The organism is Spirosoma liriopis, assembly GCF_023196085.1.
GTDB classification, from domain to species: Bacteria; Bacteroidota; Bacteroidia; order Cytophagales; family Spirosomataceae; genus Spirosoma; species Spirosoma oryzicola.
The window spans coordinates 1,089,875-1,114,309 of the sequence record NZ_JALPRF010000003.1; the positions used below are offsets into that span (position 1 = coordinate 1,089,875).

At 50.2% G+C, this 24,435-nt stretch carries 20 protein-coding genes; 12 read left to right on the top strand and 8 right to left on the bottom strand.

Going from position 1 to position 24,435, the window contains the following annotated elements:
* The first annotated feature begins 101 nt into the window (after nucleotides 1-101).
* From M0L20_RS21490 to M0L20_RS21520, 7 genes are all read left to right on the top strand, one after another.
* A complete protein-coding gene (locus tag M0L20_RS21490) occupies nucleotides 102-1,544 on the top strand; it encodes an alpha-L-fucosidase (protein ID WP_248478969.1) in 1,443 nt (480 codons plus the stop codon).
* A 216-nt stretch (nucleotides 1,545-1,760) separates the two neighbouring features.
* On the top strand, nucleotides 1,761-2,384 hold the full coding sequence (locus M0L20_RS21495) for a TetR/AcrR family transcriptional regulator (protein WP_232558656.1): 624 nt from the start codon (nucleotides 1,761-1,763) through the stop codon (nucleotides 2,382-2,384).
* A gap of 80 nt (nucleotides 2,385-2,464) precedes the next feature.
* Nucleotides 2,465-3,781, top strand: a complete 1,317-nt coding sequence (locus M0L20_RS21500; RefSeq protein ID WP_248478970.1) for a TolC family protein — start codon at nucleotides 2,465-2,467, stop codon at nucleotides 3,779-3,781.
* A gap of 40 nt (nucleotides 3,782-3,821) precedes the next feature.
* On the top strand, nucleotides 3,822-4,871 hold the full coding sequence (locus tag M0L20_RS21505) for an efflux RND transporter periplasmic adaptor subunit (RefSeq protein WP_248478971.1): 1,050 nt from the start codon (nucleotides 3,822-3,824) through the stop codon (nucleotides 4,869-4,871).
* A gap of 127 nt (nucleotides 4,872-4,998) precedes the next feature.
* A complete protein-coding gene (locus M0L20_RS21510; RefSeq protein WP_248478972.1) occupies nucleotides 4,999-8,142 on the top strand; it encodes an efflux RND transporter permease subunit in 3,144 nt (1,047 codons plus the stop codon).
* Nucleotides 8,143-8,246: 104 nt separating this feature from the next.
* Nucleotides 8,247-8,492 (top strand): acyl carrier protein, encoded by a 246-nt coding sequence (locus tag M0L20_RS21515; RefSeq protein ID WP_248478973.1) that lies wholly within the window; start codon nucleotides 8,247-8,249, stop codon nucleotides 8,490-8,492.
* 406 nt (nucleotides 8,493-8,898) lie between these two features.
* Nucleotides 8,899-9,156, top strand: a complete 258-nt coding sequence (locus M0L20_RS21520) for a hypothetical protein (protein WP_248478974.1) — start codon at nucleotides 8,899-8,901, stop codon at nucleotides 9,154-9,156.
* Between the two features lie 46 nt (nucleotides 9,157-9,202).
* Here the strand turns inward: M0L20_RS21520 and M0L20_RS21525 are convergent, their stop codons facing one another.
* The 6 genes from M0L20_RS21525 to M0L20_RS21550 all read right to left on the bottom strand — a co-directional run bounded on the left by M0L20_RS21525 (nucleotide 9,203) and on the right by M0L20_RS21550 (nucleotide 17,501).
* Complete coding sequence (locus M0L20_RS21525; RefSeq protein WP_248478975.1) at nucleotides 9,203-12,628, bottom strand: ATP-binding protein; 3,426 nt, start codon at nucleotides 12,626-12,628, stop codon at nucleotides 9,203-9,205.
* Nucleotides 12,629-12,912: 284 nt separating this feature from the next.
* On the bottom strand, nucleotides 12,913-14,307 hold the full coding sequence (locus M0L20_RS21530) for a vanadium-dependent haloperoxidase (RefSeq protein ID WP_248478976.1): 1,395 nt from the start codon (nucleotides 14,305-14,307) through the stop codon (nucleotides 12,913-12,915).
* Between the two features lie 180 nt (nucleotides 14,308-14,487).
* Nucleotides 14,488-15,033: a hypothetical protein gene (locus M0L20_RS21535; protein ID WP_248478977.1), complete on the bottom strand. Its 546-nt coding sequence runs from the start codon at nucleotides 15,031-15,033 to the stop codon at nucleotides 14,488-14,490.
* Nucleotides 15,034-15,152: 119 nt separating this feature from the next.
* Nucleotides 15,153-16,364: a L,D-transpeptidase family protein gene (locus tag M0L20_RS21540; RefSeq protein ID WP_248478978.1), complete on the bottom strand. Its 1,212-nt coding sequence runs from the start codon at nucleotides 16,362-16,364 to the stop codon at nucleotides 15,153-15,155.
* Nucleotides 16,365-16,499: 135 nt separating this feature from the next.
* On the bottom strand, nucleotides 16,500-16,745 hold the full coding sequence (locus tag M0L20_RS21545; protein ID WP_232558665.1) for a hypothetical protein: 246 nt from the start codon (nucleotides 16,743-16,745) through the stop codon (nucleotides 16,500-16,502).
* 159 nt (nucleotides 16,746-16,904) lie between these two features.
* On the bottom strand, nucleotides 16,905-17,501 hold the full coding sequence (locus tag M0L20_RS21550) for a fasciclin domain-containing protein (RefSeq protein ID WP_232558666.1): 597 nt from the start codon (nucleotides 17,499-17,501) through the stop codon (nucleotides 16,905-16,907).
* A 291-nt stretch (nucleotides 17,502-17,792) separates the two neighbouring features.
* On the opposite strand from M0L20_RS21550, the gene M0L20_RS21555 reads away from it, so the two are divergent.
* Nucleotides 17,793-18,266, top strand: a complete 474-nt coding sequence (locus tag M0L20_RS21555) for an FKBP-type peptidyl-prolyl cis-trans isomerase (RefSeq protein WP_232558667.1) — start codon at nucleotides 17,793-17,795, stop codon at nucleotides 18,264-18,266.
* A gap of 83 nt (nucleotides 18,267-18,349) precedes the next feature.
* Here the strand turns inward: M0L20_RS21555 and M0L20_RS21560 are convergent, their stop codons facing one another.
* A complete protein-coding gene (locus M0L20_RS21560; protein ID WP_232562906.1) occupies nucleotides 18,350-18,517 on the bottom strand; it encodes a hypothetical protein in 168 nt (55 codons plus the stop codon).
* Nucleotides 18,518-18,573: 56 nt separating this feature from the next.
* Between M0L20_RS21560 and M0L20_RS21565 the strand changes: the two genes are divergently transcribed.
* Complete coding sequence (locus M0L20_RS21565; protein ID WP_248478979.1) at nucleotides 18,574-19,527, top strand: L-threonylcarbamoyladenylate synthase; 954 nt, start codon at nucleotides 18,574-18,576, stop codon at nucleotides 19,525-19,527.
* Between the two features lie 10 nt (nucleotides 19,528-19,537).
* Here the strand turns inward: M0L20_RS21565 and M0L20_RS21570 are convergent, their stop codons facing one another.
* Nucleotides 19,538-20,461 carry a 1-aminocyclopropane-1-carboxylate deaminase/D-cysteine desulfhydrase gene (locus M0L20_RS21570; RefSeq protein ID WP_248478980.1) on the bottom strand — a complete coding sequence of 308 codons (924 nt, stop codon included), beginning with the start codon at nucleotides 20,459-20,461 and terminating at the stop codon, nucleotides 19,538-19,540.
* Nucleotides 20,462-20,535: 74 nt separating this feature from the next.
* Here M0L20_RS21570 and M0L20_RS21575 point away from each other — a divergent pair, with 74 nt between their 5' ends.
* The 3 genes from M0L20_RS21575 (at nucleotide 20,536) to M0L20_RS21585 (ending at nucleotide 24,428) form a co-directional block, all read left to right on the top strand.
* Nucleotides 20,536-21,573 carry an RluA family pseudouridine synthase gene (locus M0L20_RS21575; RefSeq protein ID WP_232558670.1) on the top strand — a complete coding sequence of 346 codons (1,038 nt, stop codon included), beginning with the start codon at nucleotides 20,536-20,538 and terminating at the stop codon, nucleotides 21,571-21,573.
* Between the two features lie 68 nt (nucleotides 21,574-21,641).
* Entirely contained in the window at nucleotides 21,642-22,094 is a 453-nt protein-coding gene (locus M0L20_RS21580; protein ID WP_232558671.1) for a GNAT family N-acetyltransferase, read from the top strand.
* Nucleotides 22,095-22,205: 111 nt separating this feature from the next.
* Nucleotides 22,206-24,428 carry a transglycosylase domain-containing protein gene (locus M0L20_RS21585; RefSeq protein WP_248478981.1) on the top strand — a complete coding sequence of 741 codons (2,223 nt, stop codon included), beginning with the start codon at nucleotides 22,206-22,208 and terminating at the stop codon, nucleotides 24,426-24,428.
* Nucleotides 24,429-24,435 lie beyond the last annotated feature (7 nt).

Consider the following 24,435-nt stretch of genomic DNA (forward strand, 5'->3'; position numbering starts at 1 on the left):
ATTCGGATTATCGACAAAAAAGCAGCAGATTGCCGGGAATTTCCGTTTCCGGCAATCTATTTTATGTTGGAATCAGGTACAATAACAACCCAGTCCATCCAATGAAACGTACACTTTTACGCGTCGCGTTCGGCCTTTTATTGAGTCTCCCGACCCTCGCGCAGCAGCATTCCGAGCAGAATCACGACAAGTACGTCTGGCCTAAAGACGAACAGGTCAAGCAGAAACTAAACAACTGGCAGGATATTAAATTTGGTCTGCTTATGCACTGGGGTACGTATAGCCAGTGGGGCGTTGTTGAATCCTGGTCGCTCTGCCCCGAAGACGAAGGCTGGTGCGAACGTAAAGGCCCGTACTCAGCCAACTGGTACGACTATAAAAAAGCCTACGAAAACCTCCAGACGACGTTTAACCCGACTAAGTTCAACCCCGAACGTTGGGCGAATGCGGCCAAACAGGCGGGCATGAAATACGTGATCTTCACGACTAAGCACCACGACGGCTTTTGCATGTTCGACACCAAGCAGACCGACTACAAAATCACCGATAAGAAATCGCCTTTTTCGTCGAACCCGCGCAGCAACGTAACCAAGGAAGTGCTGGGCGCTTTTCGGCAGCAGGGGTTCATGGTAGGTACCTATTTTTCCAAACCCGACTGGCATACCGAACATTACTGGTGGCCTTATTTCCCGCCTAAAGACCGCAATGTCAGCTACGATCCAAAGAAATATCCGGAGAACTGGAAGAAATTCAGCGACTTCACGTATAACCAGATCGAGGAACTGATGACTGGCTACGGCAAAGTAGATATCCTGTGGCTCGACGGCGGCTGGGTTCGTCCCGCCAGTACGATTGACTCGACCGTTAGCTGGCAACGAACCATTCCCTACAGTCAGGACATCAACATGGCCCGCATCGCGGGTATGGCTCGGCAGCATCAGCCGGGCTTGCTCGTCGTTGATCGTACAGTGTCGGGCGAATTTGAAAACTATGTTACCCCCGAACAGCAAATTCCCGATCACTACATGCCGATTCCCTGGGAAACGTGCATGACCATGGGGGCCAGCTGGTCGTATATTCCCAAAGAAAATTTCAAGTCGGCCCGTAAGCTCATTCAGACGCTGGTCGATGTGGTAGCCAAAAATGGCAACCTGTTGCTCAACGTAGCCCCCGGCCCCGATGGCGAGTGGCACGAAGAAGCCTATCAGCGGTTGCAGGAAATCGGCAAATGGATCACCGTTAACGGCGAGTCAGTCTACGGTACCAAACCGTTGGCCCCGTATCGGCAAGGCCAGTGGGCTTTCACCGCAAACGGACCGAGCAGCTACGCATCCTACTTCGCGGGCGAATCGGAAAAACAGCTTCCGGCCACCGTATCTCTGCCGATGCCTAACGCATCACCGAAGGCAAAGGTTACTGTTTTGGGTTCATCGCAATCACTCAAAACAGCCAAGACAAAAGATGGGTTGACCGTCACCGTTCCGGAGAAATTACGGCAGCAGCTACCCAACCAGCCGGTTTGGGTGTTTAAGATAACCAGTTAACAAAGAGGGCCAGTCACGCGACTGGCCCTCTTTGCATCGCTTATTTCTGACGTGAACTTTACTCCCTAGGGGCTTATAAATTATCGGATATACAGAACAATTCAACTTCATAATGTGACATTTTCCAGAATTTAAACATTTGTTTAAAAAAACTATTCAATTCATTTGGGCGTTAAGAAGGAAGCAAATACTTTTGAACGTCCAATGAAAAAAAACATGAATTGTTCCCCTTTTAAATCAACCGAAGAAAAGATCCGGGAAGCGGCCAAGCAGGTCTTTCTGGAGAAGGGGTTCGATGGCGCCACATCACGGGACATTGCCGACAAGGCAGGCATCAACATAGCCTTAACGAATTATTATTTTCGTAGTAAGGAGAAGCTGTTCGTGAGCATTTTCGAAGAAATGTTTCAGCTGTTTTTCAACGGAACGGTCGAAATCATGAATAAGCAAATCAGCCTTCGCGAAAAGATTTCGGAGTTGATCGAACACGACTTTCAACTGCTCAAGAAGAACCCTAGCCTGTCTATTTTTATCATGAACGAAGTCCATCGCAATCCAGAGCGTATGGCAACCAGCATCGGGCTCATGAAACAAATTCAGCATTCTCTTTTTGAGGAACAGCTCAAGCAAGAGATTGCGCGTGGTAATGCCCGGCCAATCAGTTCGATGCATTTGATGCCTTTGATCTTCTGTAATATTCAGTTCATTTTTATTGGCAAGGCCATGCAGATGAAGATGTGGCAGATGAGCGAAGCTGATTTTGACGAGTTTACGAACACCCACAAACAGCTAGTCATTGACATGATTACAACCTATTTGTTTGAATTCGAGAAGGTTTAAATTTTTTTATCCATGTTTTAAACAAATATTTAAAAACATTGATTAGTCAAATCATTTAAAACAAACGTTTCTTACCAGCCATGCAAACCATTCGATGGTACCTCTCCGCGCTTTTTGCGTTGGGCGGTACGCTAGCCAGCGCTCAGAGTTATTCGCTCGAGCAACTCATCAATAAAGCGTTGACAAACAATTACAGCGTTCAAACCGCCCGACTTGACGAAGTAAAAACCGAAGCGCAGATCGCCGAAGTCAAAGCGAACGCTCGCCCCCAGGTTAGCCTCGCCGGTGATTATCGGCGGTACATCAAAATTCCGGGGCAGGTAATTCCAGCGTCGGCCTTTGGTGGCCCCGAAGGCGCATACACAGCGGTGGCATTCGGGCTACCGTATAACTTATCGACGACGGTGCAGGCAACCCAGCAATTATTTAATCAATCGTTGCTGATTGCCACAAAAGCCGCTAAAGCCAGCCGCGATCTGTCGGCGTTACAAACGCAGAAAACCAAAGAAGATGTCGCTTACAATGTGTCGGCCACGTACTACAACCTGCAAACAACGGCGCAACAGATCGCTTTCCTGCGCACTAACCTGGCTTCGACCGAACGGCTGATTCGCATCACCGATTTACGGCGGCAAAACCAGCTCGTACAGGGCATTGATGTCGATCGATTGCAAGTCAGCAAGCTATCCTCCCAAACCCAGATCGAATCCTTACAATCGACCTACATTCAATTACTGAACAACCTGAAGTACCTGACCGGAACGCCACAAACCGATTCGCTATTCGTAGCAACAGCGATTGAAGAAACGATTCCGGTAGCTCCTAGCAACGAATACACCATCAACCGGACGGATTTACAGTTGATCGATCAGCAAAAGATTATCAACAGCTTACAGCAGCAAAACATCAAAGCCGGTTTTACTCCAACGGTTTCTGCTTACGGCGTAGCGAACAGTTCCGTCTATGCCATCGGTGGCGACAACTCATACATTAAAAACTTACCCGGCTACTGGGTTGGTTTACAGCTGAACTGGAGCGTATTCGACGGCTTGGCACGTAAGGCACGATTAAGCCAGAACCGCATCGACACCCAAAAGCTGGACGTGCAGAACCGTCAGATTCGGGAGTCGATTTCGATGGACATTGCCAATGCACGCAACAAATTTCTGGTCGAGCAAACGAATCTGTCAACCAATCGCGGACAAGTTGCGCTGGCCGAAAAAGTGTACACACAAACCCAACTCCAATTTAAAGAAGGGACAGTTGACATTACGGAGGTCGTTCAGGCTGAAACCGCCCTCCGGGACGCTCAAAATAATTACCTGACCACGCTGGTCAATCTACGCACCGCCGAACTCGACTGGAAAAGAGCAACCGGCAGCCTAATCAACCGATAATTCAACCTCATTCATACAATCTGTAATCGTTAGCGAAATCATGAAACGAATCGTTGTCTTGCTTGCTTTAGTCAGCACCTTAGGCTTAACAGCCTGGACACTACTCAACAACAAAAAAGAAGTCGAAGAAAAAGTCTACAAGCCGAATCCAGATCAGAAAGTCGGCGTGCGGACGGCCACCGCTACACTACGCAACTTAGCGCAGGAGAATGCATTTCTGGGTTCGTTTATACCCAACCGTCAGGTCGAAATCCGGCCTCAGGCGGGCGGTCAGATCAGCCAACTACCCATTGAAGAAGGCCAACAGGTCGGAGCGGGTCGGCTGATTGCCAAGCTGGACGACGAGCAACTTCGCTACCAGATCGAAGGGCTGCAAGTAACGCTCGAAGGCTATCAGAACGACCTGAAACGGTACGAAAATCTGGTGAAAGGGGATGCTACACCGGCGGTTAACATCGAGCGCACCCAACTCAGCATCCGCTCGACCCAGGCGCAGATCAAACAGCTCCAGAAGCAGATTGCCAACGCCACCATCACTGCGCCTTTTGCCGGTATCGTAACCGAGAAAATGGTAGAAAAAGGCTCGGTAGTCTCCCCTGGTTCGCCTATCGCCAAGATCACGGATATCTCGTCGCTGAAACTCGTGGTCGATGTTCCCGAAAAAGCCATCAATCAGTTTCACGTTGGTCAGACTCTTTCCGTGTCAACCGAAGTATACCCGGATGCTCAATTTGCGGGACGCGTCACGCTGATTGCCGCCGAAGGGGATGCGGCTCACAATTATCCGGTTGAAATTACGGTTCATAATGCTGGTAAAAATCAGTTGCGGGCAGGCATGTACGGTTCTATTGCCAACACGAACAAGCTGAAAGGACAAATGCTGGCTATCCCACGGCAGGCTATCATTGGCTCGGAGAAGCAGCCACAGGTCTATGTTGTCGAGAACGGAAAAGCGGTACTGAAGTCGGTCAAGATCGGCGCTACCACGAACGACTATTACGAAATCACCAATGGACTGGAACCGGGCGTTCAAGTGGTTACAAGTGGACAGGTCAACCTGCAAAACGGAACGCCGGTCACAGCACAATAGAGCTTTCTAAAAATGCGTAACGACCGGTCGATCCACCGATGCAGTTTTCCTCGAGTTAGCCAGACCTTCCGGTAGGGATACGCAACTGTGCCGACCAGTTTTACAGATACTCTAACGAATCTATACCATGAATTTTGTCGAAACCATCATAAAACGTCCCTCCTTCATTATCGTGTTATTCGCGATACTGACAATCGGAGGTCTGTTTTCGTACCGCCTGCTGAGCTATGAATTGCTACCGGAATTTTCCACGCCGGTCATTACCATCACGACGGCGTATCCGGGCGCGGCTCCATCGGAGGTTGAAACGGAAGTAAGCCGAAAAATTGAAGACGCTGTATCGGGCCTGGATAACCTCGATGATGTAAAGGCCAATTCGTTCGAAAACGCGTCAGTTCTGGTCGTGCAGTTTAAACCAGGAACCGACATTGATCTGGCTTTGCAGGATGCGCAACGGGAGATTGACAAGATGGTGAGCGATTTGCCCGATGATGCGGAGCAACCCTCCCTCTCAAAAATATCGCCCAGCGACCAGCCCATCATGCAGTTGCTGGCCACCTCAACGCTGCCAAACGAAGTCTTTTATCAACAGGTTGACGACAAATACCTGCCTGTTCTCCAGCAGATTAAAGGCGTAGCCGACATTACAATGGTCGGGGGCGACAAGCGGGAAATCCGTATTAACGTCGATGATGATAAGCTTAACTACTACGGGTTATCCCTGCTTCAGGTGACGCAGGCCATCAATCAGGCCAACCTCGATTTCCCAACCGGCAAAGTGAAGAGCACCACCGAAAACATGACGCTGCGGCTGGCTGGAAAATTCACATCGCTGGACGACATTCGTAAATTGGTAATCGCAACACCTCCGCAGGGCAGCCCGATTCGGGTGAGCGACGTAGCAAACGTAACCGACGGGCTAACCGAAGCCAGCAGCATCAGCCGTTACAACGGTCGGGACGGAATTGGTCTGTTCATAAAAAAACAATCCGACGCAAACGCAGTCGAAATCAGCCGGTTGGTACAGGAGAAGTTAACGCAGATCGAGAAAGACAACGTAAAAGATAAGGTTAAGTTTGCGATCGCCTACGACAGCAGCGTGTTCACACTCGCATCCGTAGAAGCGGTAACGCACGATTTGTTTTTGGCCGTTGGCTTGGTGGCGGTCGTTATGCTTCTCTTCCTGCATAGTTTCCGGAATGCCTTCATTGTCATGGTGTCGGTACCGGCCTCGCTGATTTCCGCCTTCCTGTTTATGTACGTGATGGGCTACTCGCTCAACCTGATGACGCTGCTGGCACTCTCGCTCGTAATCGGTATTCTGGTCGACGACTCGATTGTGGTGCTCGAAAACATCCAACGACACCTCGAAATGGGCAAAAACCGCTGGCGTGCCACCCTGGATGGCGTCAGCGAAATTGGCTTCGCGGCCGTAGCCATTACCCTGGTAATCGTGGTTGTTTTCGTACCGATCACGCTTGTCAACTCGGTCATCGCCGATTTGCTCCGTCAATTCTCCTTGACAGTTGCTTTCGCCACAATGGTTAGCCTTGTGGTCAGTTTCACCCTGACGCCCTGGCTTACGTCAATGCTCGCCAAGTTGGAACACCTAAACCCCAAAAATCCATTCCAGGCCTTTCTGCTTTGGTTTGAAAAAGGGCTGACGGCGCTGACCACTGGATACCATAGCAGCCTGGCTTGGGTACTGAGTCATAAGCTGGCGTTTACGGGTATTCTGATTGCCATTTTCGTCTTCACCGGCTGGGTAATGAGTTTGGGAATTATTGGCTCGGAGTTTGTCGCTCAGGGCGATCAGGGAAAATTCCTGTTAACGATGAAACTCGACAAAAGTGCCTCGTTGCAGCAAAATAACCTGACTGCCCGAAACATTGAAAATTACCTGCGCAGGAAACCCGAAGTACAGACCATCTTTGCCAACGTGGGTGGAGCGAGTACCGGGATGAATAGCACCGGGCAAGGCGAAACGAATCGAACCGAGTTGACCATACAACTGGCCGACGCTGCCGAACGACCTGGTCATGTCTTAACCGAACAGTACATGATCGACGTTCGGAAAGAACTGACGCAGCATTTTCCGGCTATCGAATTCAACTCATCGGTGGTGGGTATTGTCAACTCAGGAACGGCTCCAATCGAAATTTTTCTCAGTGGTGACGATGTCAATCAAAATCTCGCAGCCGCTCAGGAACTGGCCAATCGAATCAGTAGAACGCCCGGCGCCAACGATGTCAATGTATCGGTAGAGTCGGGGAATCCCGAAGTCCGGGTCGATATCGACCGGGAGAAAATGGCCAAACTGGGTCTGAACATCCAGACCGTGGGCGGCACGCTGCAAAACGCCTTCGCCGGTAACGACGATTCGAAGTTCCGGGATGGTGGCGAAGATTACGAAATCCGGGTTATGCTGGATGCCTTCGACCGCAAGGACCCCAACGACGTAAAGAATATCAACTTCTTCAGTCCCTTGGCCAATCGGGCGGTGCGACTAGGCGAATTTGCCAACGTCACCCTTAGCAATGGACCGTCGCTGCTAGAGCGCAAAAACCGGCGTTCATCGGTAACGGTAACGGCCAATACACTCGGTACGGGTTCGGGTACCTTGACCGCCGTAATTCAGGCTGATCTGGCTAAAAACCCATTGCCGGCTGGCGTAACCGTGAGTTGGGGTGGCGACGCCAAGAACCAGAGTGAAGGATTCGGATCACTAGGAATCGCCATGCTGGCCGGTCTGATGCTGGTGTATTTCATCATGGTGTTGCTCTACGATAGTTTTGTTTATCCGTTTGTGGTGCTGTTCTCGGTGCCCGTGGCCGTAATCGGTGCCCTGCTGGCACTCGCCTTAACCTCGTCAAACATCGGCATTTTCGCCATGCTGGGTATGTTAATGCTGATTGGTCTGGTGGTCAAGAACGCCATTCTTATCGTCGATTTTGCCAACCAGCAAAAAGCGCAGGGCGTACCGTTTCGACAAGCGATTCTAACGGCGGGTGAAGAACGTTTACGGCCCATTCTGATGACCACCATTGCCATGGTAATCGGTATGGTTCCCATTGCGACGGCAAGTGGTGCGGGTGCCGAATGGAAAAACTCGCTGGCCTGGGTGCTGATCGGTGGGCTAAGCAGTTCGATGGTGCTAACCATCTACCTGGTACCGATGATGTATTACCTGGTCGATCGGCTCCAGGAATGGTTCCAAAACCGTTTCCGTAAGGCGAAGCGAACCGAAGCACTGGCCGAAGCAACTGCGTAATACACCCTTGCATACGGTGTCGGCAGAAAACCATCATGTGTTTTTTGCCGACACCGTATCCTTTCCCGAAAAAGCTCTTTTCAACAACGCTCAACTCGTACTTTATGAAACTCAGTCAGATAAACAGTCGCTTGCAGGAAATTCTTGCCAACATGGGTGTCAACTTTATGGCACTTACCGATCAGGCCGATTTCACGCGGGATCTCGGCCTCGACTCGTTGGATGTTACGGACTTGTTGGTTCAGGTCGAAACCACATTTAGTATTCGCATCCCGGATGAAGACTGGTGGAATCTAAAACCCCTCGGTCAATTACGAGAATACCTCACTCACGAAGTCATGTTTGATTAGTGCTCTAACAGGCTTATTCCTTGGTTTCATCGGTACCGTCTGGGAAAACCGCTCAAACTCGTCCATTAACCGTGATTAGACAAAGTGTCCTGCTTTGTTTACAGGCATAATCCGACTTTAGTCGATCCGTAAACTCCGTTGGCATCCGTTGCGGAGTCGAAAGGTTACCTCGCGATCACGCAAACGCCCGGAAATTTGATTTATTTAGTCAGTTATAGTCAGCATTACCGATTCGATCTGACTTGGCTGAAACAACTACCCCACTAGATCCATCGGCAATTCTGCGAAAGAAAGTCCATAAATCATGCGATACCTAATTCATCTTTCTCCGTCTTAAAACAGCATTCAGTCCAGCACGAATGCGACATCTGACATAAGATACATTCGCTAGCTAAGTAATCAGGAAATGACTATTCGCATGATTGTTGATAAGGACGAGTTAAATTTCAACGGCTCCTTTTCGTTAACCAAAAAAACGCTTACTCTTCATCAGGTAACGGCCCTTGAATCAAAACTCTTTTTGCTAGAACACTGCTTTCGTCGGGCCGAATCGGAGAATTCCTATTCAATCAATCTGAAAGAAGTCAAGAACTTGCATATTAATCCGGTTAGCCTGAATCCTATCGATGAAGCCAATCTTGCTGCTCAGGCAATCCACGCGTAGCTACCGAGCAGAGCCAGGACCGGACGCTATCAGTATTCTGCCAAGTTTACCATAGCATGGGAAAGTAGACCTGAAATGTGGTACCTTGTTTCGGTGTACTGACAGCAGTAATGGCTCCCCCGTGATTGATTGCCACTTTTTCGCAGATGGCCAATCCGATTCCCGTTCCTGGATATTGGCTTTTGCTGTGCAGTCGCTGGAAAACCTGAAAAATGCGATCCAGATACTTCTCATCAAAACCAATTCCATTGTCAGCAACATCGATGCGGGTGTAAGCGGACGCCATCCGAGTCGGTCTTGCCAACGAAGACATTTCCAGAGCGGATACCGTTTGAGCGCTGATCTGAATGTGGGGCGTCCGATCAACCTGGCGAAACTTAAGCGCGTTGCTCACTAAGTTCTGAAACAGCTGGCCTAGTTGCGATTTGTCGCCCATGATCGTTGGTAATGGCCCGACTTCTATGACGGCCCCTGTTTCCTGAATGGTCAGCTCTAAATCCGTCAGCACCATTTTAAGCACGCTGTTCAACGATACCGGCGCAGAGGCATCCTGGCGAGTCGAAATCCGGGAAAAGGCAAGCAGATCTTTGATGAGCAGCGACATTCGATTAGCCCCGAACTGCATCCGTTCCAGGTAAGCAGTCCCATCACCGAGTTGATCCGTGTATTTATTTTTCAACAAATCCCCGAAAGACTGGATTTTTCGCAAAGGCTCCTGCAAGTCGTGCGAAGCAATGTAGGCGAACTGTTGCAGGTTGTCATTAGAGCGCTGCAAATCCTGGATAGACGCCTGTAATTGCTCGGTGCGCTGCTGAACCTGCTGGTCTAGTTCAGCCGACAACTGACGATACCGTTGTTCGCTGGTTTCCAGTGCCCGGCTTGCCCGAATCAGATCAGTTACTTCGGTGCACACTTCCAGCACGCCTGTGATGGTATCCCCTTCGTAATAAGGAGCGAATGTAATGTTGAAATACCCCGTTTCCAGCTGTCCATCTCGTGTTACGGGTACCTCTACAGCCCAGCCGTAAGTAGATTTCCCGGTTTTATATACCTCACGAAACTGGTCGGCCACCGACTGTCCATCCAGTTCAGGCAGAGCCGTAAGTAAGGGTTGGCCCACAATGTCCGTATCCCGATCCAGTAACGCGAGCATGGCCTGATTGATCAACTCAATCGCAAGTTGCTCCCCTTTCACAAGCATCATAGCGACTGGAGCCTGCTGCACCAGACTGCTCAGGCGGTTTTCAGCCTGCCGACGCGACTGCGAAATCGCGACCTGCGCCCGAATCTTTGTTAATAGTTCTTTGGCCGAAAAGGGTTTTACCAAATAATCGTCAGCACCTGCTTCGAGTCCGTCGATTCTGGCTTCCTGTCCGGCCCGCGCCGACAGGAAAACCAAAGGAATATGTGTCGTAGCGGGGTTGTCTTTGATCCGGCTCAGCAATTCTTTGCCATCCATCACCGGCATCATAATGTCACTCAGAATCAACTGCGGCACATAATTCGTCAGCTGCGCCAGTGCGTCGGCCCCGTTGACCGCCGTCCGAACGGTGAAATAAGGAGTAAGCAGGCGTACCAGATAAGCCCGCATGTCCGCATTGTCGTCAACGATCAAAATCCGTATAGACTTATCTACCTCTTCGTCCTCGGCTGGCAATTCCGATTGCGATACGGGTGATTCTGTGCTGGTCATCATGGTACTGGCCTCCTGAATAAAACTATCGGCCAGTTTGGTCAACCCTTTTTGGTGCTTTTCTTCAATGATCTGACTAGGAAGCAAATGGGTTTTCCCTAAGGGAATACGTACGGTGAATGTACTTCCCTTGCCCTCTGCACTATTTACCGAGATTACGCCGTGGTGCAGACGAACCAACTCGCTAACCAACGAGAGGCCAATACCGGTGCCCTCGTGCGTCCGACCACCCGCATTTTCTACCCGGTGAAACCGTTCGAACATGTGCGGAATTTCGCGCTCAGGAATGCCGACTCCGGTGTCGATAACAGTCAGTACAACGGTGTTCTGTTCCTGTCTCAGTTGAATTGTTATCGCTCCTTGCAAGGTGTACTTAAACGCGTTTGAAAGCAGGTTGAGTACAATTTTTTCCCACATTTCCGCATCAACATACGCGACGGACGTGAGAGGCTGACAGTCGACTACAAAGCGCAGACCCGCTTTTTCAATGAGAGAGCGGAAACTACTGGCCAGGTCCGTAGTCAGACCAACCAGATCGAGGGGGCGATAGCTGGCTTTTACGCGTCCTGCTTCAATCCGACTGAAATCCAGCAGGTTATTCACAAGCTTGAGCAGACGAAGCGCGTTCCGGTGCGTTGATTCAACCGGTTCTTTGTAGGCGGATGCCTGGAACGATGCATCCTGCAAAAGCTCCTCCAGCGGACCAAGAATCAGCGTTAATGGCGTCCGAAACTCGTGACTGATATTACTAAAGAAAGCCGTTTTCGCCTGATCGATAGCAGCGAGTGCCTCGGCCCTTTTTTGTTCTTCCTGATAGGCATATACGTTCGAAAACGCCGTGTTGATCGTATTACCCAGCAGTTCATAAAAGTTCAAATAGTCGATATCGAGCTCCCGTCGTGGACTAACCCCAGCGATCAGAAAACCGAACGGCTCGGCCTTATTTGAAATGTAAATGGGTAAGACAACCGCAGTATGAGTGGGTTCCGGGTAAGGACCTCCCTCCAAAACGCCTACACTGTTATTCAGCTCATTGATAATAAGCGTCTTGGGCCATTCAGCTATCCAGTTTGTAGCCGCAACATCGAGTTGTTGGGACGTGGGGGTACTCGACAAGCCCGCTGCCTGAACAAGCGTTCCTACCGTTCCTCCGTTCTGAAACTCGTAGAATAACAGGAAAGGTAAGTCGAGAGCTGCGTCTGACTGCGTAGCTGTTATATTACTATAGATCTCCCCATTGGTTTTTACCTGCCCGGTTGCCGCAGCAATGTCACGTAAAGCCTGCGTCCGACGAGCGCTAAGCATCTTGTCGGTCGTTTCGGTTATCGGGTGGAAAATCCCTCCTACTTCCCCGGATTCATCGCGAATCGGAGCGAACGAGAAGGTCATGAAGGCTTCTTCGAGATAGCCATTCCGATCCAAAAACATCCGCTGGTCTTTGATGTAGGTTCCTTCTCCCTGCTGCCCACGGGTGAATGCATCGCCAACGACGGGCAAAGCTGTTTCCCAACAGATACGGAAGTTCTGCCCCATCGATTCCGGATGTTTGGCCCCACAAATCGGACGGTAGCTATCGTTGTAAATCTGGATCGTTTCGGGACCCCAGGCAATAAGGATGGGGAATGTTGAGGAAAGACACAAGCTAACGGAAGTACGTAGGCTTTGTGGCCAGGAAGAAACGGGTCCCAGGGGTGTTTGCGACCAGTCCATTGAACGGATCAACTTTCCCATTTCACCGCCACCGCCTAGAAACTGCTCCGTTGATTCGGTCTTATTCACTGTCGGTTTTCTAGTATTTGCTCGTAGTATGTCGATAATTCATTTTATACAGCTTGGTCTAATACGCTAGTTTGATCCGATCAATCCTAGGCTATACGAAGTAACACAATACCGTTGCGCGCCTTACAAGCAAGTAAATAAAGAAGTATAAAGGGCTTAAAAGTACTACTTTATGCGGACAATACGTACTCGCTTCACTTGTCAACACCCCGCTCAGTCAGGATACCGATTGACGATATCCTGACACAAGTGTAAAGCACTGTTGCTCAATTACAACTAAAATTCTACTTTTTCCAGGCCAACTGATTCACTTTTCGGCCAATAGAATAGCCCATCCGCAACCCTTCTTCACAGTCCATACGATAGTGTACGCCCAGAAGCACGCGCGAGTAAGCGTTTTCCTGTGCCATTTCGTAAAAGCTGTTGTAGCTTCGTGGCGTCCCGTTGAATTCGGTACGTCCCTCGTGACAATGATCCGTCATGGCGTAGGTAGCGCCGTATATGTCCGTCAAAACTTCGGCAGCTGCGGCCCCAAAGCACGAATGGCCGGAAGGGTAAGCCGGAAACGGTGGCGTAATGCCTTCCAGAATCGTGATCGGATTATTTAATCGGGTTCGCCAGGTCGGATCAATCGTCCGGCGGATATAAGTAATAGGCCGTTCGATATTGTATACGTATTTCGAATTCCAGCAGGCTACCCCAATATCGCTAAGACCGATACCTACTTTAGCGTACGTATACACAGCTTTTTCTAAAGACGCCCGTTCCTTACGCACAACCTGCTGCGCAATGGCCAGCCAGCGCCCGGCTGGTTCAAATGTCAATTTATAAATATCGTCACTCCAAAACTCGCCAATCCATTGCTGTTCCCTGGACAGGGGCGTTGTGGCCGAATAGATTTCGAGTCCCTGGGCAAATAAAGTTGAGGTTACGTTGGTACTGTACGCTAGTGGAGGCTTCGCTAGCTTGTCAGCATCACCCGCAACAAACGTTCTTACTTTACCCCAGTAAGGCAGTAAAGCCCGGCTGTAATCAGGAGCCGTGGGAAGCCATTTGCCAACACCTGCCGGGGGAACATAATCGCTAGGCTGATTGCGTAGATAAGCCGCATCGCCCGCAACATCGGTTTTAGCATAAGCAAGTACCGCTGTCGCTACAGCCTGCCCGAATTGCTTTGACCGGTCAAGTTCGTCGGCAGTACCAACAGCATTCGTCAGCAGGCTTTTATACAGATTCTCTATTTTAGCTTTGTCGGCATCGGTAATATGGGGAAAGAACCCTTTCATCGTCAGATAGTAGACTTCATTCAACGCTATATCCCACCGGTACGATTTTCCTGCGTCAATTGTAGGTACCGACAAACCAGGAAGTTTGGTGGCTATAGACTGATAGGTAGCCGACGCGGGAACGATGGTTTCGTAAGCCGCCAGACCGATATAACCCAAGGTTCGAGCCGCAACGGGTGGCCGATAGCCAGGCGCATACTGCTCAATTTTTAAGAATAAATCCATCCAATGAAGGGCTACCGACGCATCGACTGTTGACGCATCAGCGCTGGGCTTTATCACCTCATTACGGGGTTGACAAGCCCAGAGCAAGCCACCCAAAACAACACCAACTACATAGCCGATGTACCTTTTGGCGTACCGGTTCAGAAAACGGCCATAAAAATTACGCATACGGTTTTAGTAAATACAAGTTCGATGGTTTGACTTTTACGCACAGATAGACTGCCTGCCAACGAGTTTAACTCGTGAAAGACAGCCCCATTACGTCAAACAGCAAAGCCACAGTAGACAATCTGTTTCTACCTACTGAAGCAGTAGCCAGCCAGTTGACGAAAAACACAAGAAGTTTGATCAGATTACCCGCTCGGGAGGGAGCGAATAGGTCGGCTCAGAGCGAGTCGAGTACATAAAGGGGGCACTGGAAATTGCCGTAGATTCCCGCCAGGAGAGGTTCAAAAAATAGAGTACAATGCGGGAACCCGGAGAATATTCCTTAAGCAACAACTTGAGTAACTGACTGGCCTTACGGTTCGTTTCCGGTCCAGTCGATAAATGCGGATTCAGAAATGTTAGTAGATCATCCTGCCAGAACGAATGATTATCTGATTCCAAGCCAGCAATGTATAGCGTGTCATTGTTTAGCGCTAAGCTGACAACAGCGTAGTATTGACCGTGGTGAGTAAACCCCTGCTGAGTAATGCGAGTAAGTACGGTGTTATCCGTTGAATCTGACAAGGGTACGTAAAACTCGACAAGGCTGTCTACCGACCGATAAACCGACAAGCGTTTCGATAAGTCATTCTCTTGCTGCTTCCACGTCCCAACAGACGTGACGACATAAGCCAACACGTGCCAGAGCAGCAAAATAAAAAGACTTATCAAAACTACTTTTCTCACGCGCTGCAATTGTCACCGATTATACGTTCGTAGGCACACGAGAGCCGCAACAAAATCGATGCCATTTGCTAACTGGATACCTGGCTGTTTTTTTACAGAAGCGCATCCACTGAGTTCATTTATTTGCCTAACTCGTACACATCGTTGTAAAAACGCAGTTTCCCAGCCGCATCGACGTCAGCAATATTGTAGGTGATAAAAACGGGAAAGCGCTTGGGAATCGAGAGTGTCTGCGGCTTCTGATCGATCAGGCAACGGTTCATAAAACCAGCATCGAACGTTTCTTTACCGAGTACGAAGTTGGCCAACTCAACCGGTTTTTGTACCCGCACGCAGCCATGACTGCGCCAGCGGTCGTTGGTGACGGTAAAGATATCGCGGCCATTGGTATCGTGCAGGTAAATGGCTAATGGATTTTCCAGATCAAACTTAATCAGCCCCAGCGCGTTGTCACAGCCGGACGCCTGCCGGATACGATACGGGAAGTTCGTCTCGGAAAGGCTTTCCCAATCCACCTCTTCGGGATCTACCACGCGGTTTCGGCTGTCGAGCACTTCCAGGTTTTGATTATACAGAAACGCCACATCTTTCTGAATCTTCGGTAGCATTTCTTTGGTGGCAATGCTCTTTGGCACGTTCCAGTAAGGGTACGCCACGATATCCTTGATGTAGGTTGTCATGCACGGCGTGCGTTTGTCTTTTTTACCGGCAACCACCTTCATCGGTACAAACCGTTTTCCGCTCTGATCAAACACGTTTAACTCGCCAGCGGGTATATTTACAACCACAAACCGTTCGGGTTCAAAGCGGTTAATGTAGCGGTAAAAGTTCAGCGTCTGGCGAATCAACCGAAGCGAATCGGCAACCGCCGGATTTGTTTTGGCCAGATTACGCAACCGGTTATAATGACCTACTAACTGGTTGTAGGGAGCGAAGGACGTATTCCCCAACAATGATCGGGAAAATGCGGTATCGGCTTTCCCAACCCACGACGAATCAATTGCTTCGGGCAGTCCGCTGAAAACGACCCGCGATGGTTTTTTCCCGTATCGAACTTCCATCATCAGTTGCGCGATCTTATCAGCAACCTCTTCTCGGGTAACCGATGGCGTAATCGCATAACGGCTCGTGTCAATCCCTACCGAATCGGCATATCGACAAATCTGATGAAGGTTTTGCTTCGCCAAGCTCAGGTTGCGGATAGCCTGTTCACGGTTGTTTGTTTCTTCACGCTTGCCCTTTTGCCAGGAGATCACCTCACGACCAACAAAAAACAAGACCACTAATCCGGCCAATACGGCCACGCCAATCCAAATTTTACGTGTATCCATTTTCGTTGAGTGTAGCTTTCTTTAAAAACTCGAAAACGCCCCTTTAGGTTATCGAGGGCGTTTGTTCGTTAACATAGAAAACGCCCTCGCCAGAGTATCTGATGAGGGCGTCCTACATTTCGTTAATCCTATTCGTTAACTATAGGGCGGCTTATCGATATCAGGTTTTGGATTCGGATTGCGGTTTGGGTGCATCATATGCACGTTTGCAGCGGGCTCATCACCGTCCATATACTCATCTTCCAACGCATCGGGAGCAAGTTCTTCAGGGTCTATTTCGCTGCCCGGTCCGCTGGTTCCTTCGACGGATTGGTCACCCAAACCGGCGGGTGAAATAGCCTGTTTTGCGCGAATCAGATTTTCTTTGTCTTCACTTTCCATAACGTCCTCCTTTCAGGGTTTTGTGGCTGTTAGCAACAGCCTCTTTTCATTGAGATAACCACCGGTTACTGATATTGTTTGGCTTGTCTATAAACACATAATCCGCTAACTCGACAGCCGAATCAGCGGATTATGCCTATTGTTAACGATATCAGCGGTTTATTTTCCGCCCTGAGCAGGCATCAATACCGTATCTACCGAATGAACGATCCCGTTGGTTGTTTCAATATCAGCGGCATTGACGGTGGCCGTATTGCCAGCTCCGTCGGTAATGGTTACCGTATCACCTTGTTTACCCACGGTCAATGTACCGCCGGTTACCGTCTTAAGCTTCTGCCCGTCCTGTAGTTGGCTGGAAGTCAGCTTGCCTTTCACGACATGATACGCGAGCAACTTAGTCAGTTTTGCTTTTGCCGCTGGCTTCATCAGTTCATCGACCGTACCCGAGGGTAGTTTGCTGAACGCGTCGTTGGTCGGCGCAAAAACGGTGTATGGACCCTTACTACTCGCTTGTTCGGTTAAACCCGACACCCGCAACGCCCGGAACAGAATCGTGTGATCAGCCGATTTGGCTGCACTAATGGCTAAATCTTTCCCGGTCGACACACCCGATTTGAGGGCGCTTCCAGGCATACCCATGTTGCTTGCCGAAGCAGACTGAACCGCTGCATTTTGGTCTTGAGCCAGCGCCATTCCATTGGCTCCGATGAGTAGAGCGAAAGCAATCGCCCAGCCGAAACAAGGTTTCGTAGTCATAGTCGAGTATTGATGGTGAATAAACCTGACCTGTTCTACCGAACAAGTCCCAATGCTACACACACCGGTTTGAGGGAAACGAACTCCATCACCAAATATTTCGTAAGCGGTAGTTTATCGTTCTTAAAACGAGTTAAAGGACTTATACGGTAAAATTGATCAGCGCAGTTTAAGCCGGTTTACAGGGCCAGTTACTAATTATTGCCGACGACTAAAATATTTTAAAGGAGAAAAGCCAATTTTGCCTTTCGGTTGTTTCCTATCTTAAATCAACCGGTAACGCTTATTACCATGCAAATATCGAAACACAAAGTAGCCGCCATCCATTATACGCTCAGTGATGACGCGGGAAACGTCCTGGATTCGAGCCAGGGCAATGATCCGCTCTATTACCTTCATGGCAAGGGGAATCTCATTCCTGGTATGGAAGAAGGCTTGGAAGGAAAAGTAAAAGGCGATAAAGCAAAAATAGATGTAGCGCCCGAAAAAGGCTACGGCAAACGGAATCCTCAGCTTATTCAGGAAGTGCCCATCAAAGCTTTTGGTGGACAAAAAGTAGAAGTCGGGATGCAGTTTGAAACCAATCAGGGCGAACTCATCACGGTGACGAACGTAAGTCCGGACTCCGTTACGGTTGATGGGAACCACCCGCTGGCCGACCAGAATCTTCATTTTGATGTGGAAGTAATCGACGTTCGCGACGCCACTGACGAAGAGCTAGCTCATGGCCACGTTCACGGTCCAGGCGGCCATCATCACCATTAATCAGTAAGGTACTCGGTTTATGATGGGTTTAGGTACTGATTAAGAGCAGCCTAACTTGTCATAAACCGAATATGCCAAGCGATTTATTTTGAAAAAACGCCTTTGGCTATCAGGTACGGAATCAGGAGCCAGAGTAGTCCTTTGATTAGAAAAAACAAGAAGCCCAGCCAACCAACGCGCTTAAGCCATACTTTAAACCGCTCATTCATGGCTGTCCTTTTTTCGACAAAGATAGTTACGATTCCAGTCATTATAGTCTGTTTCGTCAGCAAAGGTATCTGCCCAAAATATTCGTAATTTTGCGGCTATGACGCAGATTGGCACGGATATTCACGTAGCAACCCAATTTTTAGAAGCAGGCAATGTGGTTGGCATTCCAACCGAAACGGTTTACGGATTAGCCGGTAATGCCCTCAATCCCGACGCCGTACTGACCATTTTTCGGGTCAAAAACCGGCCAGCCTTCGACCCACTTATTGTGCATACCGACTCGCTGATCAAGGTCGAACAGTTTGTTACCGACATACCCGAACCGGCACGGTTGCTGGCGGAAACCTTTTGGCCAGGCCCGTTAACCCTGCTTCTTCCCCGCCACGACCGGATTCCGGATCTGGTCACGTCTGGCTTACCGACTGTGGCTGTCCGCATTCCCAATCATCCGCTTACGCTCGACCTGCTTCGTTCGCTTGATTTTCCACTGGCGGCCCCGAGTGCCAATCCGTTTGGTTACATCAGCCCGACTACGGCTCAGCACGTTGCCAATCAGCTAGGCGATCAGGTACCGTACATTCTGGACGGAGGTCCGGCGAGTGTCGGATTGGAATCAACGATTATCGGCTTCGAAAACAACACCGCTACCGTATTTCGGCTGGGTGGCATGGCGCTGGAACAGATTGAGCGTGTTATTGGCCCGGTCGCGGTACGAACGCATTCGACCTCGAACCCCAAAGCACCCGGTATGTTGAGCAGTCATTATGCTCCGCGCAAACCGCTGGTGCTGCTGCAACCCGGCGAAACACCGCCATTCCACGACAAAGCGGGCGCATTGGTGTTTCGCGAACCGTTTGGCGGGATTCAGCCCGATCACCAACGCGTGCTGTCGCCCACCGGCGATTTGAATGAAGCGGCTAAAAACCTGTTTGCCCACCTGCGTACTCTGGACAGTTTACCCGTAGAAATGATCTATGCCGAACCGCTTCCGAACCAGGGATTGGGCTGGGCGATGAACGACCGCCTTCGCCGGGCGGCTGTACAACCCTGATCTCCGGCGCTTATTTTTCGGAACGGTCCAGTTCCAGGCTGCGGCCTTGTAGCCCACCCGTGTGAATAGCCACAACGGCTGCTCCTTCGGGGAAAAAGCCTTGCCGAGCCAGGTCGTAAATGCCGTACAGCATCTTTCCGGTGTAGACCTGTTCCAGTAGCACACCTGTCTTTCGTTCAAATTGCCGGATAAAGTGAAGCAGTTCGGGTGTTGTCCGCGCATACCCCCCGAAGGCGTATTGATTATCCAGACGGAAATTTAGGTGGGTTTCTCTCTCAAAAGGCAATCGAAAGTCGGATGCGTTGAGCGCCAGAAACCCAACTACGGTTGTTTCGGATGGGGCCGATTGAACCAGTCCGCCGACCGTACCGCCCGTGCCAACCGAACAGCAAACGTAGTCGGGGCCATTTCCCAATTGAGCAATCAGTTCCGGCATGATTTCTGACGCACCGCGCATCGCCAACTCATTCGTTCCACCCTCAGGCAACACATAGCAGGGTCCAAAGCGATCTGTCAGGCTGAGCAGGTAAGCGGAGTCCTCTTTCCGTCGGTACTCCGCACGACTGACAAACTGCACGTCCATACCGCACGATTCGCAGAACAGCAGCGTAGAATTTCGGGGTACATTGGCTAGCTCCTCCCCGCGTACAACACCAATCGTCTTGAATCCGAACACGTTTCCGGCAGCAGCGGTCGCGTACAAATGATTTGAATACGCTCCACCAAAGGTCAGCAAGGTGTCGAAGCCTTGCTTTCGCGCTTCGAGCAGGTTGTATTTTAGCTTACGCCATTTATTGCCCGATACCAGCGGATGCAGCAAGTCGTCACGTTTCAGCAGCAACCGAATACCAACGGGTTCAGGAAATGGGTCGGAAAGCAGTTGCACCGGCGAGTTACCAGCTAATTGCGACAGTTGCCGGGCAAGTTCGTCCATAATCCGTATTTTTGTGGGTTAATCGCCGGAGAGCAATACGCTTTACTCCCCGGCATGACTGCAAATCTGAGAAAATGGTAGCGGAAACGGAAGACGACTTACCCGAAGACGACGAATTATACGAACATCACCGCATTGTGGTTGATAAAGGCCAGAGTTTGTTGCGCATTGATCGGTTCTTGATGGATCGGCTACAGAATGCGACGCGTACCAAAATTCAGGCGGCTATCGACGTTGAATCGGTCCGCGTGAACGGTCGAATCACGAAGGCCAGCTACAAGATCAAACCGGCGGATGTCATTACGATCTCGTTGCCCCACCCGCCCCGCGACACCGATATTAAGCCGGAAAACATTCCGCTCAACATCGTTTTTGAAGATGACGAACTGTTAGTCCTCAATAAACCGGCGGGTATGGTCGTACACCCTGCTCACGGCAACTGGGACGGTACGCTGGTCAACGCCCTGGTGTATCACTTTCAGAATCTCCCCACATCCCGGAATGGAAACATTAGACCCGGTTTGGTTCACCGCATCGACAAAGACACGTCGGGGCTAATGGTCATCGCCAAAACCGAATACGCCATGACTCACCTGGCCCGGCAATTTTTTGATCACAGCATCGAACGGACCTATAACGCACTCGTCTGGGGTCTGCCCAATCCAACCGACGGCACCATTACGGGTTACATTGGCCGGAGCGTGAAAGACCGCAAGGTACAGGTGATTTATGACGACGAAACCAAAGGTAAATGGGCTGTCACGCATTACAAGACGCTGGAGCAATTGCAATACGTCGCACTGGTTCAGTGTAATCTGGAAACAGGTCGCACGCACCAGATCCGGGCACATATGAAACACATCGGCCATCCGCTGTTTAACGACGCAATGTACGGGGGCGACCGCATTCTGCGGGGCAATCCGGTTGGCAGTTACAAAGCCTTTGTCGAGAATGGGTTTAAGTTGCTGCCCCGGCAAGCCTTACACGCAAAGTCGCTTGGCTTCATTCACCCCCGCACCCACGAGTGGCTTCAGTTCACCTCCGAACTTCCCGACGATTTTCGGTCTGTACTTGATAAATGGCGGAAGAAAATGATGGTTGATGAAGACTGAGGCATTAACTTAGCGTGTTCACGCATTCTTAAAACAAGTACCCATCACCTTTCACGCACACTTCCTCCATGATTTCTATCCGCCCCGGCACCCGTGCCGACGTTCCGCAGGCTTTTGCCTTAGTTACCGAACTTGCCGTTTACGAGTTAGCCGCTGATCAGGTCTCGAACACCGCCGAGCAGATGGCCGACGACGGTTTTGGCGCAAACCCGCTCTTCGGACTGCTTGTCGCCGAAGAATCCGAAAGTCAGAAAATCGTTGGTATCGCGTTGTATTATTTCCGGTACTCGACCTGGAAAGGCAAGCGGCTTTATCTGGAAGACATCATCGTTACCGAAGATTTCCGGGGGTACGGCATCGGGAAGCTGCTCTTAGACGCAACCATCGAGATGGCCCGCGAGACGCATTGTACCGGTATGATGTGGCAGGTTCTGGACTGGAACAAGCCCGCCATCGGTTTTTATCAGCAGTTCGGAACCCGGTTCGATGATGGATGGACCAACTGTCATCTGGATTTTTAGTCAATACGCACAAACCAGGGCGTATGGAGCCGGTTTCTAAAAGTCCCGGCTCCATACGCCCTGCCCCATCACAAAAAAACTATCTTTGCAGTTCGAGCATAGTGACAAAGCATGACGTATCGTCAACGTAAAGCCATCAGAATTGCTGGCTGGGTATTTCTAAGTATATTTTTGATCGGCTGTGTAGGAGCGGTTATCGCCTACGTTAAACGCGAGAGCTTACTCAAATCCGGTCTTGAGCGGGCCATTCGCAAAGCGAAGCGAGATTATAATCTCGACGTTCGGATTGGCTCGGCCAAATTCACGGGTCTGAGTTCGGTGGCTTTTACGGATATATCGGTTGTTCCCGAAGAGCGCGACAGCCTTGCTCGCATCCAGCGCGTGGAAGTGGCCGTCCGGTTCTGGCCCCTTCTGGCCGGTAAAATTGGATTGTCAGGCATGACGCTGGAAAACGGCCTGGTGCAGGTCGTTAAGCGCGACTCGCTGACAAACATCGATTTTCTGCTTCGCCGGAGTCGCGATTCAACGAAAAAGGAAAGTAGTCGGCGGGCGGATCTATCCAATGTCGCCGAAAACCTCATTGATAATATCCTCTCAAAAATTCCTGACGATCTAAATATCAGCAATTTAGAATTTCGGGGGATCGAGAATAAAACCAGACTCAGTTTACTTACCCAAACGGCTTCGATCAACGATGAAGTGGTGGCGTCAACGCTGAAGCTCAACGGGAACGAAGCCACCTGGCACGTTACGGGCACTGCCGATCCGGCGGATCGTGAGTATGATCTGGCGTTGTATGCGGATGGTAAACCGCTTGAACTGGCTTACATTCAAAAACGCTTTAACCTAAAGCTGCAAGCCGACACCGTGCGGGCACAACTGCGCGATGTAGACCGCGCAGGCGATGAGTTTCGTCTGGAAGGGGTCGGCTCGGTTCGTAATCTGCGTATTAACCACCCGGCTATTGCTCGCACCGATGTGCTTGTTCCGCAGGCTTCGATGGATGCCAATCTGTTTGTGGGCGAAAATTACGTAGGAGTTGATAGCTCGTCGGTTCTTCGGCTGGGCGAGGCCAGCGCACGACCTTTCGTTAAATACACGCTGAAACCAGCAAAAATGTACGAAGTACAGCTGCACACCGACCAACAAGATGCGCAGGCTGTCTTTAATTCGTTTCCGCAAGGGCTATTCGAATCGCTGGAAGGTATGCAGGTGGCAGGTAAATTGAAATACGATATGGTGTTTCAGTTGGACACTTCGCTGCCCGATTCCGTAAAATTTGAGTCGGGTTTAACTCAGGAAGGGTTCAAGATCCTAAAGATGGGACGGACGGACTTTACGATTATCAATCAGCCGTTCATTTATACCCCGTACGAAAAAGACAAACCCGTTCGGGATATTGTCGTTGGTCCCGACAATCCGGATTACACACCCCTGAACCAGATCTCGCCCGACCTGCGGAACGCTCTGCTAACCTCGGAAGACTATAATTTCTTTACGCACAAAGGCTTCAACGAGAAAGCGTTCCGGGTGTCGATTGCGACGAATTTCAAGGAAAAATCATTCAAACGAGGAGCGAGTACGATTTCCATGCAGCTCGTAAAAAATGCCTTCCTGAACCGCAACAAAACGCTGTCGCGCAAGGTCGAAGAGATTCTCATCGTCTGGCTTATCGAAAACGAGCGCATCATCTCCAAGGAGCGGATGTACGAAGTTTATCTGAACATCATCGAGTGGGGACGCAATATTTACGGTATTGGCGAAGCGGCCCGGTACTATTTTTCCAAACGACCCGCCGATCTGAATTTAGGCGAAAGTATTTTCCTCGCCTTTGTCGTTCCTCGCCCTAAGCGCGCGCTCGATTGGTTTCTGCCCGATGGGTCACTCCAGGCTCGTAACGTACGCGGTTACTTCCGACTTATCGGCAGGATTATGGCGCGCCGTGGCTTAACTGCTCCCGATTCGGGAGCCTATGGCTTCTACAACGTTCGGCTACGGGAAGGACTACGTCGTCAGATTGCACCGGTTGATTCTCTGTATCAGACCGATAGCCTGATGACCGAACCCATTGATGGAATCGACGTGGAGAATGACGAAGGAAATGGAATTGGTAATTTCTTCCGGCGGCTGTTTAAAGGCTCCAAAAGCGACCGGGATAATAACCGGACGGACGAACAGCCAACGGTTCAACCCGAAAGTAATACTCCTTTTCCTGGCGAAACAGCACCAACGGATACCGTGAAAACGCGTAAACAATTACGCCAGGAGCGTAGGGAACGAAAGCGTCGGGAAAAAGAAGAGGAGCGATTACGCGAAGAATCCGGTAATCCGTAACCACGTG

Coding starts and splice junctions, on each gene's coding strand:
- M0L20_RS21490 (WP_248478969.1), top strand. CDS start 102: ATGAAACGTACACTTTTACGCGTCGCGTTCGGCCTTTTATTGAGTCTC.
- M0L20_RS21495 (WP_232558656.1), top strand. CDS start 1,761: ATGAATTGTTCCCCTTTTAAATCAACCGAAGAAAAGATCCGGGAAGCG.
- M0L20_RS21500 (WP_248478970.1), top strand. CDS start 2,465: ATGCAAACCATTCGATGGTACCTCTCCGCGCTTTTTGCGTTGGGCGGT.
- M0L20_RS21505 (WP_248478971.1), top strand. CDS start 3,822: ATGAAACGAATCGTTGTCTTGCTTGCTTTAGTCAGCACCTTAGGCTTA.
- M0L20_RS21510 (WP_248478972.1), top strand. CDS start 4,999: ATGAATTTTGTCGAAACCATCATAAAACGTCCCTCCTTCATTATCGTG.
- M0L20_RS21515 (WP_248478973.1), top strand. CDS start 8,247: ATGAAACTCAGTCAGATAAACAGTCGCTTGCAGGAAATTCTTGCCAAC.
- M0L20_RS21520 (WP_248478974.1), top strand. CDS start 8,899: ATGACTATTCGCATGATTGTTGATAAGGACGAGTTAAATTTCAACGGC.
- M0L20_RS21530 (WP_248478976.1), bottom strand. CDS start 14,307: ATGCGTAATTTTTATGGCCGTTTTCTGAACCGGTACGCCAAAAGGTAC.
- M0L20_RS21540 (WP_248478978.1), bottom strand. CDS start 16,364: ATGGATACACGTAAAATTTGGATTGGCGTGGCCGTATTGGCCGGATTA.
- M0L20_RS21545 (WP_232558665.1), bottom strand. CDS start 16,745: ATGGAAAGTGAAGACAAAGAAAATCTGATTCGCGCAAAACAGGCTATT.
- M0L20_RS21550 (WP_232558666.1), bottom strand. CDS start 17,501: ATGACTACGAAACCTTGTTTCGGCTGGGCGATTGCTTTCGCTCTACTC.
- M0L20_RS21555 (WP_232558667.1), top strand. CDS start 17,793: ATGCAAATATCGAAACACAAAGTAGCCGCCATCCATTATACGCTCAGT.
- M0L20_RS21560 (WP_232562906.1), bottom strand. CDS start 18,517: ATGACTGGAATCGTAACTATCTTTGTCGAAAAAAGGACAGCCATGAAT.
- M0L20_RS21565 (WP_248478979.1), top strand. CDS start 18,574: ATGACGCAGATTGGCACGGATATTCACGTAGCAACCCAATTTTTAGAA.
- M0L20_RS21570 (WP_248478980.1), bottom strand. CDS start 20,461: ATGGACGAACTTGCCCGGCAACTGTCGCAATTAGCTGGTAACTCGCCG.
- M0L20_RS21575 (WP_232558670.1), top strand. CDS start 20,536: ATGGTAGCGGAAACGGAAGACGACTTACCCGAAGACGACGAATTATAC.
- M0L20_RS21580 (WP_232558671.1), top strand. CDS start 21,642: ATGATTTCTATCCGCCCCGGCACCCGTGCCGACGTTCCGCAGGCTTTT.
- M0L20_RS21585 (WP_248478981.1), top strand. CDS start 22,206: ATGACGTATCGTCAACGTAAAGCCATCAGAATTGCTGGCTGGGTATTT.